We start from the raw sequence: 17,375 nt of genomic DNA on the forward strand, positions 1-17,375 counted from the left end.
GCCGGAATGACGAGCTAGACAAACGCGTGCGAAATCGCGCGATCAGTGCGCCAGATCGGAATCGGCTACGGCCGCTCCAGCACCAGCTGCGGATCCACCCGCACATCCAGCCAGTTCATGCCCCAGTGCAGATGCGGCCCGGTCGCACGCCCGGTCGCACCGACGGCGCCGATCACCTGACCCTGTTCGACGCGATCGCCCACCTTCGCGTCGATGCGCGACAGGTGCAGGAAGTTCGAGCTCACGCCATGCCCGTGGTCGAGCAGCAGCGTGCCGCCGGTGAGATAGAGATCAGGACCGGCGAACGTGACGATGCCCGCAGCCGGCGCTTTGACTGGCGTGCCGGTGGGCGCGGCGATGTCCATGCCCGAATGCGGTGAGCCGGGCTGGCCGTTGTACGAGCGGGCACGACCGAAGCGTCCGCTGATGCGGCCTTCGACCGGACGGATGAAACCGTTGCCGAAATCCACGCGGTCGTCGTCGCGCACGCGCGCTTCGGTGACCTGCGCCTGTTCGCGACGGATGCGTTCGGCGATCGCCGCCGGCGGATTCACCGTGGCCGGCGGCACACCGTTGACGCGCTCGACCGGCCAGTCGCGCGGGGTGATCGCGATCGACGCCGACTGGCGGCTGCCGTCGGCGCGCGTGACCGCTACCTGCACCGGGCCGGACTCGTCACGCCCGACGCCGAGCACCACCGTGCCGTAGCCACTCACGCGCAGCGCGCGATCGCGGTATTGCACCTGACTGCCGGCCGGCACCTTGCCGATCACGAGGCTGCCCTGTTGCACCTGCGCCGGGAACCGCACATCACCCGCGTCCTGCGCTGCCAGCGGTACTGCATGAACAAGCAGTGCAAGGATCAGGAAACATGCGAGCGGCAGACGGCGGAGCAGGGGCATGCGGTGGTCCGGGCAGCAAGGGAATGCGCCGGGCACGCTACGCGCCCGGCGATGAAGACACGGTGTCGCGAAGGCGTCAGCGTTCGAACGCAAGACGCTGGCCGGCCGCTTCGCCGACGAGCTGCGCGCCGTCCCATGCCAGACGCCCGTTAACCCAGGTCGAAGCGATGCGCGAGCGGAAGGTGGTGCCTTCGAATGGCGACCAGCCGCACTTCGACAGCACCTGCTCGCGCGTCACGGTGAACGGCGTGTCCTCCACCATCACCAGATCGGCGAAGTAGCCCTCGCGCAGGAAGCCGCGCTCGGCGACATCGAACAGCTGCGCCGGTGCGTGCGCGAACTTCTGCACCACGCGGGTGATGTCGAAGTGGCCTTCGTGCACGCATTCGAGCGCGGCGTTGAGCGCGAACTGCACCAGTGGCAGGCCGCTCGGCGCGCGCGTGTACGGATTTTCTTTTTCGCTCAGCAGATGCGGCGCGTGGTCGGTCGCCAGCACGTCGATGACGTCGTCGGCCAGCGCGCGCAGCAGCGCTTCGCGGTCGGACGCGTCCTTGATCGCCGGGTTGCACTTGATCTTGTGGCCCAGTCGCGCGTAGTCGGCGCGATCGAAACGCAGGAAGTGGATGCAGGTCTCGGCGGTGATGCGCTTGCGCAGCTTGCCGGCGGCATCGACCAGCGGGCCGCGCTCGAACAGCGCCAGCTCGTCGGCGGTCGAGATGTGCAGCACGTGCAGGCGGGTGTCGTGACGGCGTGCCAGCGACAGCGCCAGCTGCGTGGACTTCATGCACGCCTCGCGCGAACGGATGTCCGGGTGGCATTCGGCCGGAATGTCGTCGCCGTACTTCGCCACGTACTCGCGCTGGATCGCGTCGATCGTCGGCGTGTCCTCGCAGTGCGTGATGATCGGCACCGGGGTCTCGCGGAAGATGCCGTCGAGCGTCTCGGGATTGTCGACGAGCATGTTGCCGGTCGAGGCGCCCATGAACACCTTGACGCCCGGCGTGGTCAGTGGGTCGATCCGGCGCACGTGGTCGAGGTTGTCGTTGCTCGCGCCCATGTAGAAGCCGTAGTTCGCGCGCGCGCGGCCGGCGGCGCGGTCGTACTTGTCCTGCAGCACGTCGGCGCTGAGCGTCGGCGGGCTGGTGTTGGGCATGTCCATGAAACTGGTCAGGCCACCGGCGACGGCCGCGGCCGACTCGGTCGCCATGTCGGCCTTGTGCTCCATGCCCGGCTCACGGAAGTGCACCTGGTCGTCGATCATGCCGGGCAGCAGCCAGCGGCCTGCGGCGTCGACGATGGTGTCGCCATCGCGGGCGGCGAGGTCACCGCCGATCGCGGCGATGCGGCCGTCGGCGCCGACGCGCAGGTCGCCGTCGAAGATGCGGCCTTCGTTGACGAGGCGTGCGTTGCGGATCAGGGTCGAGGTCATGGCTTGGGGTCCAGGTTCGGCATCGGCACGGGGTCGTTCCCGCCCGGATGCATGGGATGGCAGCGCGACAGGCGGCGCAGCGCCAGCCAGCCGCCACGCAGCACGCCGAAGCGGGCGATGGCGACCATCGCGTACGACGAGCAGCTGGGATGGAAGCGGCAGCGCGGGCCGAGCAGGGGGCTGATGAAGCGCTTGTAGCCGCGCAGCAGGAAGATGAGCAGGCGCGCGATCACGGCATCTCGGCAGGGGCGATGAACACGGGGGTCGGGACGGTTGCTGCTGCAGGGGCATGCAGGGTATAACACGCCGCTTCCCCGCCCAAGGGAATGACAAGGATCGCAGCACGTGGCAGTCAAGAAACCCGCAAAGAAGGCCGTCAAGAAGGCCGCAAAGCCCGCCGCGAAGGCAGCCGTCGGGAAGAAGGCTGCCCCCGTCACCAAGCCACCCGCCAAGAAGGCACCGGCCCCGAAGAAGCCTGTCGCCAAGGCCGCGCCCGCCAAGCCAGCTGCGAAGAAGGCGCCGGTCAAGGCACCCGCGAAGAAGCCAGCGCCGCCCAAGGCAGCGCCGGTGAAGGCGGCTGCCAAGAGCATGCCTGCGAAGGGCGCGCCTGCGAAGAAAACGGCGAAGGCAGCCCCGGCGAAAGCCGCGGCCACCCCGCCTGTGACGAAGCCGAAGGCCGCTGCTCCCGCAGCGGTGACCAAGCCCGTCGCGAAGAAGGCAGCACCGGCCAAGTCGATCGCCGACAAGTCCGCTGCCGCCCCGAAGACGGAGGCCCCGAAGAAGGCTCCCGCTCCGGCGAAAGCCGCCGCGCCGAAGCCGGTGCCGGCATCCACTCCCACGAAGCGTCCACGTCCGGTCGGCAAAGTCGCCGTCGCGGGCGTTGCGCGCCAGCAAGAGCCGGCGCCAAGAACAAAGGTGAAGGTCGTGCAGTACAAGACCGATGCAGAAACAGGTCGTCCCATTCTTCCGCAGGGCTACAAGCCCGGCGCCGACGAGGAGTACATGAGTGCGTTGCAGCTCGAGTACTTCCGCCAGCGCCTGCAGAACTGGCGTGCGGATCTGGTCGAAGAATCCAAGCAGACGATCGAGAATCTCAAGGACGAAGTGCGTGACGTCGGCGACGAAGCCGAACGTGCCACCCGCGAAACCGAGAACTCGCTCGAACTGCGTACCCGTGACCGCTACCGCAAGCTGATCGGCAAGATCGACAGCACGCTCAAGCGCGTCGACGAGGGCGAGTACGGCTACAGCGTGGATTCGGGCGAAGAGATCGGTCTCGACCGTCTCGAAGCACGTCTGACCGCCGAGCGTACGATCGACGAGCAGGAACGCTGGGAGCACATGCAGAAGCAGATGGGCGACTGATCGTCGTCGTCCCGGTGTCAAAAGAAGCCCGCGCAAGCGGGCTTCTTCGTATCCGCGCCCGTGCGCGGCACCGGATCACTGCAGGTCGCGCAGATCCAGCCGGCGCAGCCTCGGTGCCTTGATCGCGGTTGTCGCGACCACGCCCATCGTCACGAAGCCGCCGATCACCACCGCCGGCACCAGGCCCAGCAGGCGTGCCATCGAGCCCATGTAGAACGCGCCGATCTCGTTCGACGAACCGACGAACAGGCCGTTGATCGACGACACCCGGCCGCGCATGTGGTCGGGCGTCGACAGTTGCATGATCGTCGAGCGCATCACCACCGACACGCCGTCGCACATGCCCGACAGCAGCAGGAAGAACGCCGACAGCCAGAATGCGGTCGACAGGCCGAAGCCGACCATGCACAGACCAAAGCCGGCGACCGCGCACAGCAGGAAGCGGCCCGCATTGCGCTGGATCGGATTGCGTGCCAGCCAGATCCCCATTGCGACCGAGCCCAGCGCCGGCGCGCTGCGCAGAATGCCCAGGCCTTCCGGCCCGTAGGCGAGGATGTCGTGGATGAAAGCCGGCGCCAGCGAGATCGCGCCGCCGAACAGCACCGCGAACATGTCCAGCGCCAATGCCGCGAGCAGGATCTGGTGGCCGAACACGAAGCGCGCGCCCTCGGCGATGCTGGCGAACACCGGCTCGCGCTGCAGCAGTTGCGGCGGCTCGGTGACACCCATGCGGCCGAGGAAGACGATCACCACCAGCGCGAGGATCGATGCCAGCAGGAACACGCCGGGAATGCCGAGCGGCTTGATCAGCAGGCCGCCGATCGCCGGGCCGATCACCATCGCGCTCTGGAACACGATGCTGCCCAGGCTCGCACCGCGCACGAACTGGTCGCGCGGCAGCACGCGGGCGAACAGGGCGTTGTAAACCGGGCCGAGAAACGCGCGGACCATGCCGGTCAGCATGATCGGCAGGTACAGCAACCAGATGCTGCCGTCGATCAGGCCCGAGGTCAGCAGCGCCAGCAGCAGCGGCGTGATCGCCAGACCCGCGGCGGCCGCCATGCCGAGCTTGCGCCGCGGCAGATGGTCGACCAGATAGCCGGCGAACGGCGCGACGCAGAAGTAGGGCAGTACTTCCGCCAGGCCGATGAGGCCGAGCATCCACGGATTGCCGGTTTCGGCGTAGATGTGCCAGCCGGCCGTGACCGCGACGATCTGGTACGACAGGATCGTGAAGATGCGGTAGCCCAGCAGGGCGCGGAAATTGCGGTTGCGCAGCGGCGCCGCGCGACTGGAATCGGAAACGCCGGGTTCGTCGGGCTCCGGCGGCGGCGCGGTGCTCACGCCAGCGCGCGCTGCGCGCGGTCGCGGATGAAGGCGAGCAGGGCGGCCAGACCGTTGTTGCGGGTCGGTGACAGATGCTTCGCCAGCCCGATGTCGCCGATGTACTCGGCATCGGTGTCGACGATCTCGCGTGCGCTGCGGCCACCGTAGACGCGCAAGGCGAGATAGATCAGGCCGGAGACGATTGCCGAATCGCTGGCGGCGGCGAAGTCGAGGCGCTCGGCGTCACCGGAGGCGACGATCCAGACCATCGACTGGCAGCCGTGCAGGCGGTGTTCTTCGGTCTTCAGCGCATCGGAGAATTCGGGCAGCTTGCGGCCCAGATCGATCAGGTACTGGTAGCGCTCGGACCAGTCGCCGAAAAAGGCGAACTCTTCGGCGATCGCGCGCTGGGCGTCGGCCGGGCTGGCTTCGAGGGGGAACTTGTTGGCAGTCACGGGGGAGTCGGCTCTCAGACGCGGACACGCGTTCGCAAGCCCGACATTGTGACCGATCCGCTTCGAGGACAAAGCCCGCGCTGTCCGGCGATCGCCCACTTCCACGTTCGCTGAGGTTTACAAGACACCGGTTTCTCACGATCCTCACGCCTATTCAGAGAATGTCCGCCGCGGTTCGGCGCAAGGGGAGAGGCGCTGTGGCAAACGCGATCGTCTGGTTCCGGAACGAACTGAGACTCGATGACAATCCAGCCCTGCGCGCCGCACTGGACGCGGGCTTCGCGCCGGTCTGCGTGTACATCCACGCGCCCGACGAAGAGGGCGACTGGGCCCCGGGCGCTGCTTCGAACGCCTGGCGTCATCGCTCGCTGGCCGCGCTGGACGCCGAGCTGCGCAAGCGCGGCAGCCAACTGCGCCTGTTCCATGGCCCCAGCCACGCCACGCTCGAGACGCTGGTCGACACCTGCGAGGCCGAGGCCGTGTTCTGGAACCGGCGCTACGACCCGGCGATCGAAACGCGTGACACCGGGATCAAGCGCGACCTGCGCGAATCCGGCGTGCGCGCCGAAAGCCACAACGGTGCGCTGATGCTCGAGCCCTGGTCGTTGCAGACCGGGCAGGAGGGGGCATACAAGGTGTTCACCCCGTTCTGGCGCAAGGCGCTGACCGAACTGAATCTGCCCGACACTTGGGATGCGCCGCGCACACTGCCCGCCGTGGACACCGGGCCGTCGGGCGTCGCGCTCGACGATCTGCAGCTGGCACCGACGCTGGACTGGGACGCCGGCTTCTGGACGTTCTGGGAACCGGGCGAGGCGGGCGCGCACGAGGCGCTGGAGGTCTTCATCGACGGCGCACTGCGCGGTTACCGCGCAAGTCGCGATCGCCCCGATCAGGCCGGCACCTCGCGCCTGTCGCCGCACCTGCATTTCGGCGAGATCGCGCCCTGGCGCGTGGTCGCCGCGCTCGAGGGTGAGCGCAATGCGTCCACCGCGCCCGACATCGACGCCTACGTGCGCGAGTTGGGCTGGCGCGAGTTCGCCCACCACCTGCTGCACCATTTTCCGAAGACGCCGGAGCAGAACTTCAATCCGCGCTTCGAGCGGTTCCCGTGGGCGCGTGTCGAACCGGCCGCGCTCGATGCCTGGAAGCGTGGGCGTACCGGTGTGCCGATCGTCGACGCCGGCCTGCGCGAGCTCTGGCACGTCGGCTGGATGCACAACCGCGTGCGCATGATCGTCGGCAGCTGGTTGTGCAAGCACATGCGCATCCACTGGCACGAAGGCGCGCGCTGGTTCTGGGACACGCTGGTCGATGCGGATCTCGCCAACAACACCCTGGGCTGGCAATGGATCGGCGGCACCGGCGCGGACGCCTCGCCGTATTTCCGCGTGTTCAACCCGGTCACGCAGGCGCAGAAGTTCGATCCCGACGGCAGCTACATCGCGCGCTGGGTGCCCGAACTCGCCGGCCTGCCGGTGCCGCTGCGCTTCAGTCCGTGGACCGATCCGGATCTGCTCAAGTCTGTCGCGCCCGATTATCCCTCTGCGCCGATCGTCGATCTGGCTGCCGGCCGCGAGGCCGCACTGGCTGCCTACCAGGCCTCGCGCTGACGCGCGTTGACCCTGCCGCGGTCGCGTGATCCACTCGGATGGCTGACTTCTTGGGAGGGGAGATGGCCGAGACCGCCGCACCATCACGCCGCAGGCGCCTGCGCCGCCAGCCGATGACGCGGGTCGACACCGCATGGCTGCGCATGGAGCGGCCGACCAATCCGATGATGATCACCGCCGTGCTGGTGTTCACCGAGCGGATGTCGGTAGACGCCCTGCGCGCGCTGGTCGACGAACGCTTTCTCGCCTACGCGCGGTTCCGGCAGAAGGCCGTCGACGCCACGACCGGCGCGACCTGGATCGAGGATGCGCACTTCGATCTCGACTGGCATGTGCGGCGTGCGGCCTTGCCGGGCCGGATCGCCGGCAGCAGCGCGCTCGAGGAAAAACGCGCGCTCGAAGCGTTCACCGGCGAACTCGCCTCGACGCCGCTCGATCCCGGCAAGCCGCGCTGGCAATTCCATCTGGTCGAGGACTACGCCGGCGGTTCGGCGCTGGTCGCGCGCATCCATCACTGCTATGCCGACGGCATCGCGCTGGTGCAGGTGCTGCTGTCGCTGACCGATACCGAGCGCCTTCCGCAGCCGGCGCAGACCCTGCCGCAGGCCTGGCTCAAGGCCGATGGCGCCGGTGTGGAGCGACGCGTCGGCGCGGTCGCCCGTTACAAAAAGCTCGGTGGGCAGGTGCTCGATCGCGGCATGGCGATGTACCGCGATCCGACCCTGGCCAACATGCTGGCGCGCGAAGGCGGGGAGATCGCCCGCGAGCTGCTGTACGCGCTGTCGCTGTCGGACGATCCGCCGTCGCTGCTGCGCGGCGAGCTTGGTGTCAGCAAGCGCGTCGCCTGGGCCGAGCCGCTGTGCCTGGACGAAGTCAAAGCGGTGGGCCGCGCGTTCGACTGCACCGTCAACGACGTGCTGATGGCCGCGGCTGCCGGCGCGCTGCGTGGCTACATGCGCGAACGCGGCGCCGATCCTGATGGCATGACGCTGCGCGCGACGGTGCCGGTGAATCTGCGCCCGCTGGAGCACGCGAAGAAGCTCGGCAATCATTTCGGGCTGGTGTTTCTCGATCTGCCGGTCGGCGAAGCGAATCCCGCGCGCCGCCTGGAACGCGTGGCGAACTGCATGCGCGAACTCAAGGATTCCCGCCAGGCGATCGTCGCCTACGGTCTGCTGGCCGCGCTCGGCATGGCGCCGCAATCGGCGCAGGGCATCGCGCTCGATCTCTTCAGCCGCAAGGCCTCTGCAGTGGCGACCAATGTGCCCGGCCCGCAGCAACCGCTGTATCTCGCCGGCTGCGCGCTGCGCGAGATGATGTTCTGGGTGCCGCAGACCGGGTCGATCGGCATCGGCCTGTCGATCCTGAGCTACGACAACCGCGTGCATTTCGGCCTCGTCGCCGATGCGCGTCTGGTGCCCGATCCCGATGCCGCGATCGCTCACTTCCGGCGCGAGTTCGACACGCTGTTGTATCTGGCGATGATGGGCGACTGGTCGCAGGCACTCGATGCGCAGGCGGCGGAGGCGATGCTCGACTGACGGCGCGCTGCATGGGTATCCGTGCTGAACGATGTCCGTCCAGACGCATTCCCCGTCACCCCGCGTGCATTCTGAACACGCTAAGTTCGGCTCCGAATTCAACGTTCCGGGCACCTTCGCCCGCACCGGATACCAGGAGACCGACACCATGCGCAGACTCACCACTGCAGGCCTCACCACCGCGCTCGCCAGCACCCTGCTGCTTTCCAGCTGCGCCACCTACACCGGCCAGACCAACGCGCCGGACGACGCGAACCGGACCCGTAACAACGCACTGATCGGCGCGGGCATCGGCGCGGTTGCCGGCCTGCTCAGCGGTGGCGACGCGACCGAGCGTCGTCAGCGCGCGATGGTCGGCGCCGGTGTCGGCGGCCTCGCCGGCGGTGCGGTCGGCGTCTATCAGGATCGTCAGGAAGCCGAACTGCGTCGTCAGACCCAGGGCACCGGCATCCAGGTCGACCGCGATGGCGACGTAATCAAGCTCAACCTGCCTGACGGCGTGACCTTCGACTTCGGCAAGGCCGATCTCAAGTCGCAGTTCTACCCGGCGCTCAATAACGTCGCGCGCACGCTCGCCGAGTACGACCAGACGATCGTCGAGATCTCCGGTCACACCGACAGCGTCGGTACCGACGCGGTCAACCAGCGTCTGTCCCAGCAGCGCGCCGACTCGGTGGGTAATTACCTCATGGGTCAGGGCCTGCTACGCCAGCGCTTCGAGATCGTCGGCTTCGGCAAGACGCGTCCGATTGCGGACAACAGCACGGATCAGGGCCGCGCCCTGAACCGCCGCGTCGAGATCCGCGTGATTCCGCTGCAGTCGTAAGCAGCGGCGAGCTCCAGGAAAAAGCCCCGGCAGTGCCGGGGCTTTTTTGTGATGCGGATGGCGACCCGGTGACCGGGCCACCCGATCGGCGTCAGAGCGCTTCTATCACACCTGCCGCGCCCATGCCGGTGCCGATACACATCGTCACCAGGCCGTAGCGGTTCTTGCGACGACGCATGCCGTGGACGATGGTCGCGGTGCGGATCGCACCGGTCGCGCCCAGCGGATGGCCCAGCGCGATCGCGCCGCCCAGCGGATTGACCTTGGATGGGTCGAGCTTGCTGTCGCGGATTACCGCCAGCGCCTGCGCGGCGAAGGCTTCGTTGAGTTCGATCCAGTCGATGTCGTCGAGCGTGAGCCCGGCCTGCGCCAGCGCCTTCGGAATCGCCGCGATCGGGCCGATGCCCATGACCTCAGGACGCACGCCGGCGACGGCGAAGCTGACGAACCGCGCCAGCGGCTTCAGACCGTAGTCCTGCACCGCGCGGCCGGAGGCGAGCAGGATGCCTGCGGCGCCATCGCTCATCTGCGAGCTGTTGCCGGCCGTCACCGAGCCGCCGAACTGGCCGTTGCGGAAGACGGGGCGCAGCTTGGTCAGGCCTTCGATCGACGAGTCCTGACGCGGACCTTCATCGGTGTCGACCAGCAGCTTGCGCAGACGCACGGCATTGCCGGCGAGGTCGGGCTGGTGGGAGACGATTTCGTACGGGCTGATCTCGTCCTTGAACTCGCCGGCCTGGATCGCGGCGATCGCCTTCTGGTGCGAGGCGAGGGCGAACGCGTCCTGGTCCTCGCGCGAGACCTTCCATTCCTCGGCGACCTTCTCGGCGGTGATGCCCATGCCGTAGGCGATCGCGACGTGGTCATCCTTGAACACGCTCGGGCTCAGCGCGACCTTGTTGCCCATCATCGGCACCATCGACATCGACTCGGTGCCGCCGGCAAGCATCAGGTCGGCGTTGCCGAGACGGATCTCGTTCGCTGCCAGCGCGACGGCCTGCAGGCCGGACGAGCAGAAGCGGTTGATGGTTTGCGCGGCGACGGTGTCGGGCAGGCCGGCCAGCAGCACGCCGATGCGCGCCACGTTCATGCCTTGCTCGCCTTCCGGCATCGCACAGCCGATCACGGCGTCGTCGATGCGATTGACGTCGATGCCCGGCGCCTGCGCGACGACGGCTTTGAGCACGTGCGCGAGCATGTCGTCGGGACGGGTGTTGCGGAACACGCCCTTCGGCGCCTTGCCCACCGGGGTGCGGGTGGCGGCGACGATGTAGGCGTCCTGGATCTGCTTGCTCATGGCGTTGTCTCGTAAGTAGGTAAGAGAGTGAGGGAGTCAGTGGCGCTCACTGACGTCTTGCGCGCGCTGCGCGCCTGACCTGTCTCACTAGTTCCTCAGCGGCTTGCCGGTCTTGAGCATGTGGCCGATGCGCGCTTGGGTCTTTTCCTGCTGGGCGAGCTCGACGAAGTGCTTGCGCTCCAGGCGGATCAGCCAGTCCTCGTCGACGATCGCGTTGCGGTCCACGTCGCCGCCGCACAGCACGGTGGCGATGCGCTCGGCGATCTCGTAGTCGTATTCGCTGACGAAACGGCCTTCGAGCATGTTCACCAGCAGCATCTTGAACGTGGCGATGCCGACGTCGCCGGCGACGCGGATCGCACGTGCGGGCAGCGGCGGGCGATAGCCGGCTTCGGCCAGCGCCGATGCCTGCTGGCGCGCGACGTGCAGCAGCTCGAACGCGTTGAAGGTCACGATGTCGTCGGCGCGCAGCAGGCCGAGTTCCTTCGCGTTGACCGCCGAGTTCGACACCTTGGCCATCGCGATGGTCTCGAAGGTCTTCTTCAGCTCGGCGAACACGTCGCCGTTCGGACCCGCGGCCTCGGACGCACGCACCGCCAGTTCCTTCAGGCCGCCACCGGCCGGCAGCAGGCCGACGCCGGCCTCGACCAGACCGATGTAGCTTTCGAGATGCGCGACGGTACGCGCGCTGTGCATCTGGAACTCGCAGCCACCGCCCAGCGCCAGACCGCGTACGGCTGCGACCACGGGCACCAGCGAGTACTTGATGCGCTGGCTGGTCTTCTGGAAGTTCTCGACCATCGCCTCGAACGCGTCGACCTTGCCGGCCTGCAGCAGGCCCAGCGCGCCGGCGAGATCGGCACCGGCCGAGAACGGCTCCTTCGGCTGCCAGATCACCACACCCTTGAACTTGCGCTCGGCGATGCCGATCGCTTCCTGGATGCCATCGAGCACGTGGTCGGAGACCGTGTGCATCTTGGTCTTGAAGCTGATCACGCCGATGTCGTCGCCGTCCGTCCACAGGCGGATGCCGTCGTTCTCGTAGACGGTCTCGCCCTGCTCGAAGCGCTCACCCAGCAGCGGATCGGGGAAGCGCTGGCGGCGATACACCGGCAGCGAGGAGCGCGGCAGCTTGGCGTTCCTGGACGGGCTGTAGCTGCCCTCGGCGGCGTGTACGCCCTCGCGGCCGTCGAACACCCAGTCGGGCAGCGGCGCGCTGCTCATGGTCTTGCCGGCAATGATGTCCTCGGCGATCCAGTCGGCGACCTGCTTCCAGCCCGCGGCCTGCCACAGCTCGAACGGACCCTGCTGCCAGCCGTAGCCCCAGCGGATCGCCAGGTCGACGTCGCGCGCGGTCTCTGCGATGTCTTCCAGATGCACGGCGCTGTAGTGGAACAGGTCACGCAGGATCGACCAGACGAATTGGGCCTGCGGATGTTCGCTGGCGCGCAGCTGGGCCATGCGCTCGGCCGGGTCCTTGGTCTTGAGGATCGCGACGACCTCATCGGCCGCCTTGCGATCGGAGGCGCGGTAGTCCTGCTTCTCCAGATCGAGGACCAGAATGTCCTTGCCGGCCTTGCGGAAGATGCCGGCGCCGGTCTTCTGGCCCAGCGCGCCTTTCTCGATCAACGCGGTCAGCCACTTGGGCGAGGCGAAGTACGCGTGCCAGGGATCCTCGGGCAGCGTATCGGCCATGGTCTTGATGACGTGCGACATCGTGTCCAGGCCGACGACGTCCGAGGTCCGATAGGTCGCCGACTTCGGACGGCCGAGCAGGGGACCGGTCAGCGCATCGACCTCGTCGAAGCCGAGCTTCGACTCCTGGGTGTGGTGGATCGTCGACAGGATCGAGAACACGCCGATCCGGTTGCCGATGAAGTTCGGGGTGTCCTTGGCATAGACCACGCCCTTGCCGAGCTGGGTGGTCAGGAAGGCTTCGAGGCCTTCGAGCACTGACCTGTCGGTGGTCTTCGCCGGAATCAGTTCCGCCAGATGCATATAGCGCGGCGGGTTGAAGAAGTGGACGCCGCAGAAACGATGGCGCAGTTCTTCGGGAAGAACATCCGCCAAGGCATTGATTCCAAGGCCCGACGTGTTGCTGGCCAACACCGCGTGCGCCGGCACGTGCGGGGCGATCTTGCGGTAGAGGTCCTGCTTCCAGTCCATCTTCTCGGCGATCGCCTCGATGATCAGGTCGCAGCTTTCGAGTTCGGCCAGGCCGGTTTCGTAGTTCGCGGGGACGATGGCCTCGGCCAGCGACTTGCTGCTCAGCGGGGCCGGGCTCAGCTTGGCCAGGTTCGCGAGCGCCTTGCGCACCACGCCGTCCTTGTCGCCCTCCTTGGCCGGCAGGTCGAACAGGACCGTGTCGATCCCGGCGTTGGTCAGGTGCGCGGCGATCTGCGCGCCCATGACACCCGCACCCAGAACCGCGGCGCGACGTACAAGCAGTTTCTCAGACATTTGCTCCATCCCTTTGTTTCAAAAAGAAACCCGGCGTGAGCCAGGCTGGTGGTCAGGCGCGGAACCCGGCTGCGGCGAAGCGGATCAGCTCGCCGGCGATCCGGGTGCGGTGCGCATGTTCGGTGGTGCCCGGCGGACGCTTGATCAGGCCGAAATCGGCCATCGCATACGTCAGCGCGCCGGCGAGAAAATCGAGGCGACCGTAGAGCTCGGCCTTGCCGAGATCCGGCAGGCAGACGGCGAGGGCGCCTGCGAACTCGCGCGGCACATGCCCGTACTGCTCGGAGAGGAACTTGCGCAGGGCGTCGTTCTTTTCCACATACGCCCGGGCAATGACCCGGACGAAGGCCCCGCTGCCGGCGCGGCCACTGGCCATGTCCAGCGCGGGCTCGACGAAGGCTGCGATGATCGGCTCGATCTCGCCGGGCTGTTCGGCCAATGCGCGCTTGAGCTGGGCGAGCCGCTGCGCGCTCATCTGGTCCATCCGGCGGCGGAACACCTCGTTGACGAGGTTCTCCTTGCTGCCGAAGTGGTAGTTCACCGCGGCGATGTTCACATCCGCCCGGCTGGTGACCTGGCGCAGCGACGTGCCCGCGAACCCGTGGGTCGCGAACAGTTCTTCGGCGGCGCCGAGGATCTTGTCCTTGGTGGAGAACTGGGCGGTGCTGGCCATGACGACGGGTGCTCGATCAAACGCTTGTTTGGATTCTGGGGGCCAAGCGCCTGACGCGTCAATGACCGGCGACCCGCCCGCGGCCGACGCAGTTGCAGCGGATACGTTAGAATTGCCGCAGCCATGTTGGCTAAACCCGCGTTTCGGCGCGGGTTTTTCCATGTAGACTCGGCCGTTCCGGAGTGGACGGCCCCATTCCAGACCGGAGAACACCAGATGGCGCTCGAGCGCACTCTTTCCATCGTCAAGCCCGATGCCGTTGCCAAGAACGTCATCGGCGAGATCTATTCCCGCTTCGAAAAGGCCGGCCTGAAGATCGTGGCCGCCAAGTACAAGCAGCTGACCCGTGAAGAGGCCGAAGGCTTCTACGCCGTGCACAAGGAGCGTCCGTTCTTCGGCGCGCTGGTCGAGTTCATGACCTCCGGCCCGGTGATGATCCAGGCCCTGGAAGGCGAGAACGCCGTGGCCGCGCACCGCGACCTGCTGGGCGCCACCAACCCGAAGGACGCCGCGCCGGGCACGATCCGCGCCGACTTCGCCGACTCCATCGACGCCAACGCTGCCCACGGTTCGGATTCGGTCGAGAATGCGCAGACCGAGATCGCGTACTTCTTCAAGAACGACGAAGTCGTTTCCCGCTGAGTGATGCCATCGTGACCGAGGTCGCCATCGACGCCACCGTCGCCAAGCAGAACCTGCTCGACCTCGACCGCGAGGGTATGGAGCGCTTTTTCGCCGAGACTCTCGGCGAAAAGCGCTTTCGTGCCCACCAGATCATGAAGTGGATCCACCACCGGTACGTCACCGACTTCAATGAGATGACCGACCTGGGCAAGGCGCTGCGCGCCAAGCTCGAGGCGCATGCCGAAGTCCTCGTGCCGCAGATCCAGTTCGAGAAGCCTTCCACCGACGGCACCCACAAGTGGCTGCTGGCGATGGACGGCAAGAACGCGATCGAGACCGTCTACATCCCCGACAAGTCGCGCGGCACGCTGTGCGTGTCCTCGCAGGTCGGCTGCGCGCTCAATTGCCAGTTCTGTTCCACCGCGACCCAGGGCTTCAACCGCAACCTGTCGACCGCCGAGATCATCGGTCAGGTCTGGGTGGCGGCCAGGCATCTTGGCAACGTGCCGCACAAGCAGCGCCGCCTGACCAATGTCGTGATGATGGGCATGGGCGAACCGCTGATGAATTTCGACAACGTCGTCCGCGCGATGAGCATCATGCGCGACGACCTGGGTTACGGCCTGGCGAACAAGCGCGTCACGCTGTCGACCGCCGGCATGGTGCCGATGATCGACAAGCTGGGCGAAGTCAGCGACGTGTCGCTGGCGGTGTCGCTGCACGCGGCCAACGACGCGCTGCGCACCGAGCTGGTGCCGCTGAACAAGAAGTACCCGATTGCCGAGCTGATGGAAGCTTGCGCGCGCTACGCGCAGCGCAAGCGTGGCGAGTCGATCACCTTCGAATACACGCTGATGAAGGACGTCAACGACCAGCCGCAGCACGCACGCGAACTGGCCCGTCTGATGCGCGATTTCGACAATCGTCTGCAGATGAAGGACGCGGCGAAGGTCAATCTGATCCCGTTCAACCCGTTCCCGGGCACGCGCTACGAGCGCCCGGACGACGCGACGATCCGCCGGTTCCAGAAGCTGCTCAATGAATCGGGCCGCATCGCACCGGTGCGCCGCACCCGCGGGGACGACATCGACGCGGCCTGCGGCCAGCTCAAGGGCCAGGTTGCCGATCGCACGCGTCGCCAGGCCGAACATCTCAAGCGTCTCGAAGCGCAGGGCGGTCCAGGTGTCGATGCGGCTGCCTGAGGCTGCCGTTTTCGTCGTTCTCCTGCTGGCAGTGGCCGGCTGTTCACGCCTCGATTTCGTCAAACCCAGCGGCAAGAGCAATTTCCGCCCGGATCAGCGCACCTACGAGACCCGCGGCAATGCGGAGTTCCGTCGCGGTGAGGCGGCGCGCGGCCAGCTGGGGCTCGCGTCGCGCGAGTTCGAAGCCGGCAATTTCGACGCCGCTGCCAAGGCCGCCCGGGACGCGTTGAAGGGTGAGGGCACGGCGGCCGACGCCAATACGCTGCTCGCGGTGATCGAAGACCGCCGCGGCCGCAGTGCCCAGGCCGGTGGCTACTACAAAGCCGCGGCCGAACGCGCGCCCGACCAGGGCGCCTACCTCAACAACTACGGCACCTGGCTGTGCCGCAACGGCCGGGCGACCGACGCGCTGGCGTATTTCGACGCTGCAGTGCGCGATCCGGCCTATGGCGATCCGTCCGGCGCGCTCGCCAATGCCGGCGCCTGTGCGATGAGCGCAGGCGATACGGCGCGGGTCGAACGCGACCTGCGCGCGTCGCTGGAGCTCGATCCGGAGAACGTCGTCGCCCTCGATGCGATGTCGCGCTACCTGATCTCCGAGCATCGTTACTTCGATGCGCGTGCTTTTTCGCAACGACGGCTTGCCGCCGCCCCCGCAACTACGGCAGCATTGCAACTTGCGGTGCAGATCGAGACCGCGCTCGGCGACACAGGGGCCGCCGACCGATACCAGCGACGCTTGCGGGCGGAGTTTCCGTCTGCTCCGAACCTACAGCCAAGGGAAACGAGTCCACCATGAGTTCTTCGAACCAGACCATGCCAGCGACTTCGCCTGGGGTCGGAGAACGTCTGCGCGATGCGCGCATGGAGGCCGGGCTGACGGTCGCCGATGTGGCCACCCGGCTGCGCATGCAGCTGCGGGTCATCGACGCGCTCGAAGCCGAGGACTGGGCCCGCCTCGGCGCGCCGGTGTTCATCCGTGGCCAGCTGCGCAGCTACCTGCGCCTGCTCAAACTGCCCGAATCGCTGGCCGACGGTGTGTCCGACGCCAATGTGCGTCCGCCTGAACTCACCCCGCGTACCTACACCCCGCCGATGCAGCGCATGCTCGACAAGGCCATGGGACGCGCGGTGTACGTGGTGATCACCGCGCTGATCGCGGTGCCGGTCTGGGTGGCGACGCGTTCGCATGTCGACAACAGCCGGCCGGTCGAGACTGCCTCGCTTGGTCTGGACGGTAATATCCAGACGCCCGCCGAAGCCTCGCGTCCTGCGCGTCCGACGCCGGTCACCGCTTCGCTCGGCGCGTTGCCCAAGCGTGCGCCGGCTGTGCCCGCCGCGACCGAATTCGATGCACAGGCAGGCGCAGGTCTCGTGATGCGCTTCAGCGGCGACAGCTGGATCGAGGTAATCGGTTCTGATGGCGCGCAGGTCGAGCAGGCACTCGTGCAGGCCGGCCAGGAACGCCGCTTCGAGGCGGGCACCGTCAGCCGCGTCAAGCTCGGCAATGCCACCGCAGTCGAAGTATCGAGCGGCGGCGACGTTCAGGATCTGTCCCGGTTCCAGCGGGCCAACGTGGCACGCTTTACGGTATCCTCCGACGGCGCGCTGGCGCCGGCTTCCGAGTAATTCCGGGCGACCGCGCCGGGTTCCGGACCACCG

16 protein-coding genes are annotated in these 17,375 nt (G+C 67.3%); 8 read left to right on the top strand and 8 right to left on the bottom strand.

Annotation, left to right across the window (positions count from 1 at the left end; genetic code table 11):
• Positions 1 to 65: 65 nt before the first annotated feature.
• From LU699_RS17285 to yidD, 3 genes are all read right to left on the bottom strand, one after another.
• Entirely contained in the window at positions 66 to 902 is an 837-nt protein-coding gene (locus tag LU699_RS17285; RefSeq protein ID WP_232135385.1) for a M23 family metallopeptidase, read from the bottom strand.
• 76 nt (positions 903 to 978) lie between these two features.
• Positions 979 to 2,331, bottom strand: a complete 1,353-nt coding sequence (locus LU699_RS17290; RefSeq protein ID WP_232135383.1) for a dihydroorotase — start codon at positions 2,329 to 2,331, stop codon at positions 979 to 981.
• Complete coding sequence (yidD, locus tag LU699_RS17295; protein ID WP_232135381.1) at positions 2,328 to 2,564, bottom strand: membrane protein insertion efficiency factor YidD; 237 nt, start codon at positions 2,562 to 2,564, stop codon at positions 2,328 to 2,330. Before yidD ends, LU699_RS17290 begins: the two co-directional genes overlap by 4 nt.
• A 112-nt stretch (positions 2,565 to 2,676) precedes the next feature.
• Here yidD and dksA point away from each other — a divergent pair, with 112 nt between their 5' ends.
• On the top strand, positions 2,677 to 3,696 hold the full coding sequence (gene dksA, locus LU699_RS17300; RefSeq protein WP_232135379.1) for an RNA polymerase-binding protein DksA: 1,020 nt from the start codon (positions 2,677 to 2,679) through the stop codon (positions 3,694 to 3,696).
• A 75-nt stretch (positions 3,697 to 3,771) separates the two neighbouring features.
• Here dksA and LU699_RS17305 read toward each other — a convergent pair whose 3' ends face one another.
• Together LU699_RS17305 and LU699_RS17310 are read right to left on the bottom strand one after the other, a co-directional pair.
• A complete protein-coding gene (locus tag LU699_RS17305; protein WP_269781304.1) occupies positions 3,772 to 5,040 on the bottom strand; it encodes an MFS transporter in 1,269 nt (422 codons plus the stop codon).
• Positions 5,037 to 5,477 (bottom strand): SufE family protein, encoded by a 441-nt coding sequence (locus LU699_RS17310; RefSeq protein ID WP_232135378.1) that lies wholly within the window; start codon positions 5,475 to 5,477, stop codon positions 5,037 to 5,039. Before LU699_RS17310 ends, LU699_RS17305 begins: the two co-directional genes overlap by 4 nt.
• 197 nt (positions 5,478 to 5,674) lie before the next feature.
• Here LU699_RS17310 and LU699_RS17315 point away from each other — a divergent pair, with 197 nt between their 5' ends.
• The 3 genes from LU699_RS17315 to LU699_RS17325 all read left to right on the top strand — a co-directional run bounded on the left by LU699_RS17315 (position 5,675) and on the right by LU699_RS17325 (position 9,457).
• Positions 5,675 to 7,090: a cryptochrome/photolyase family protein gene (locus LU699_RS17315; RefSeq protein WP_232135376.1), complete on the top strand. Its 1,416-nt coding sequence runs from the start codon at positions 5,675 to 5,677 to the stop codon at positions 7,088 to 7,090.
• Between the two features lie 62 nt (positions 7,091 to 7,152).
• A complete protein-coding gene (locus LU699_RS17320) occupies positions 7,153 to 8,631 on the top strand; it encodes a WS/DGAT/MGAT family O-acyltransferase (RefSeq protein ID WP_232135374.1) in 1,479 nt (492 codons plus the stop codon).
• A gap of 148 nt (positions 8,632 to 8,779) precedes the next feature.
• Positions 8,780 to 9,457 carry a YiaD family glycine zipper/OmpA-like lipoprotein gene (locus LU699_RS17325; RefSeq protein WP_232135372.1) on the top strand — a complete coding sequence of 226 codons (678 nt, stop codon included), beginning with the start codon at positions 8,780 to 8,782 and terminating at the stop codon, positions 9,455 to 9,457.
• A 91-nt stretch (positions 9,458 to 9,548) separates the two neighbouring features.
• Here the strand turns inward: LU699_RS17325 and LU699_RS17330 are convergent, their stop codons facing one another.
• The 3 genes from LU699_RS17330 to LU699_RS17340 form a co-directional block, all read right to left on the bottom strand.
• Positions 9,549 to 10,754 carry an acetyl-CoA C-acyltransferase gene (locus LU699_RS17330; RefSeq protein ID WP_232135371.1) on the bottom strand — a complete coding sequence of 402 codons (1,206 nt, stop codon included), beginning with the start codon at positions 10,752 to 10,754 and terminating at the stop codon, positions 9,549 to 9,551.
• Positions 10,755 to 10,841: 87 nt separating this feature from the next.
• On the bottom strand, positions 10,842 to 13,214 hold the full coding sequence (locus LU699_RS17335; RefSeq protein ID WP_232135369.1) for a 3-hydroxyacyl-CoA dehydrogenase/enoyl-CoA hydratase family protein: 2,373 nt from the start codon (positions 13,212 to 13,214) through the stop codon (positions 10,842 to 10,844).
• A gap of 52 nt (positions 13,215 to 13,266) precedes the next feature.
• Positions 13,267 to 13,887, bottom strand: coding sequence for a TetR/AcrR family transcriptional regulator (locus LU699_RS17340; RefSeq protein ID WP_232115468.1), 621 nt, complete (start codon positions 13,885 to 13,887; stop codon positions 13,267 to 13,269).
• 216 nt (positions 13,888 to 14,103) lie between these two features.
• Between LU699_RS17340 and ndk the strand changes: the two genes are divergently transcribed.
• From ndk to LU699_RS17360, 4 genes are read left to right on the top strand one after another with little or no spacing between them, the layout of a single operon-like run.
• Positions 14,104 to 14,529 (top strand): nucleoside-diphosphate kinase, encoded by a 426-nt coding sequence (gene ndk / locus LU699_RS17345; protein ID WP_133392641.1) that lies wholly within the window; start codon positions 14,104 to 14,106, stop codon positions 14,527 to 14,529.
• Positions 14,530 to 14,537: 8 nt separating this feature from the next.
• Positions 14,538 to 15,713, top strand: coding sequence for a dual-specificity RNA methyltransferase RlmN (rlmN, locus tag LU699_RS17350; RefSeq protein ID WP_484497421.1), 1,176 nt, complete (start codon positions 14,538 to 14,540; stop codon positions 15,711 to 15,713).
• Positions 15,700 to 16,512: a type IV pilus biogenesis/stability protein PilW gene (gene pilW / locus LU699_RS17355; protein ID WP_232135367.1), complete on the top strand. Its 813-nt coding sequence runs from the start codon at positions 15,700 to 15,702 to the stop codon at positions 16,510 to 16,512. The genes rlmN and pilW overlap by 14 nt, the downstream gene beginning before the upstream one ends.
• Positions 16,509 to 17,342, top strand: coding sequence for a helix-turn-helix domain-containing protein (locus LU699_RS17360; RefSeq protein ID WP_232135365.1), 834 nt, complete (start codon positions 16,509 to 16,511; stop codon positions 17,340 to 17,342). Before pilW ends, LU699_RS17360 begins: the two co-directional genes overlap by 4 nt.
• Positions 17,343 to 17,375 lie beyond the last annotated feature (33 nt).

Source organism: Luteimonas fraxinea, assembly GCF_021233355.1.
GTDB classification, from domain to species: Bacteria; Pseudomonadota; Gammaproteobacteria; order Xanthomonadales; family Xanthomonadaceae; genus Luteimonas; species Luteimonas fraxinea.

Bases quoted from the DNA above. Each gene is read 5' to 3' on its own strand.
- LU699_RS17285 (WP_232135385.1), bottom strand. From the start codon at position 902: ATGCCCCTGCTCCGCCGTCTGCCGCTCGCATGTTTCCTGATCCTTGCA.
- LU699_RS17290 (WP_232135383.1), bottom strand. From the start codon at position 2,331: ATGACCTCGACCCTGATCCGCAACGCACGCCTCGTCAACGAAGGCCGC.
- LU699_RS17320 (WP_232135374.1), top strand. From the start codon at position 7,153: ATGGCCGAGACCGCCGCACCATCACGCCGCAGGCGCCTGCGCCGCCAG.
- LU699_RS17325 (WP_232135372.1), top strand. From the start codon at position 8,780: ATGCGCAGACTCACCACTGCAGGCCTCACCACCGCGCTCGCCAGCACC.
- LU699_RS17330 (WP_232135371.1), bottom strand. From the start codon at position 10,754: ATGAGCAAGCAGATCCAGGACGCCTACATCGTCGCCGCCACCCGCACC.
- LU699_RS17335 (WP_232135369.1), bottom strand. From the start codon at position 13,214: ATGTCTGAGAAACTGCTTGTACGTCGCGCCGCGGTTCTGGGTGCGGGT.
- LU699_RS17340 (WP_232115468.1), bottom strand. From the start codon at position 13,887: ATGGCCAGCACCGCCCAGTTCTCCACCAAGGACAAGATCCTCGGCGCC.
- ndk (WP_133392641.1), top strand. From the start codon at position 14,104: ATGGCGCTCGAGCGCACTCTTTCCATCGTCAAGCCCGATGCCGTTGCC.
- pilW (WP_232135367.1), top strand. From the start codon at position 15,700: ATGCGGCTGCCTGAGGCTGCCGTTTTCGTCGTTCTCCTGCTGGCAGTG.
- LU699_RS17360 (WP_232135365.1), top strand. From the start codon at position 16,509: ATGAGTTCTTCGAACCAGACCATGCCAGCGACTTCGCCTGGGGTCGGA.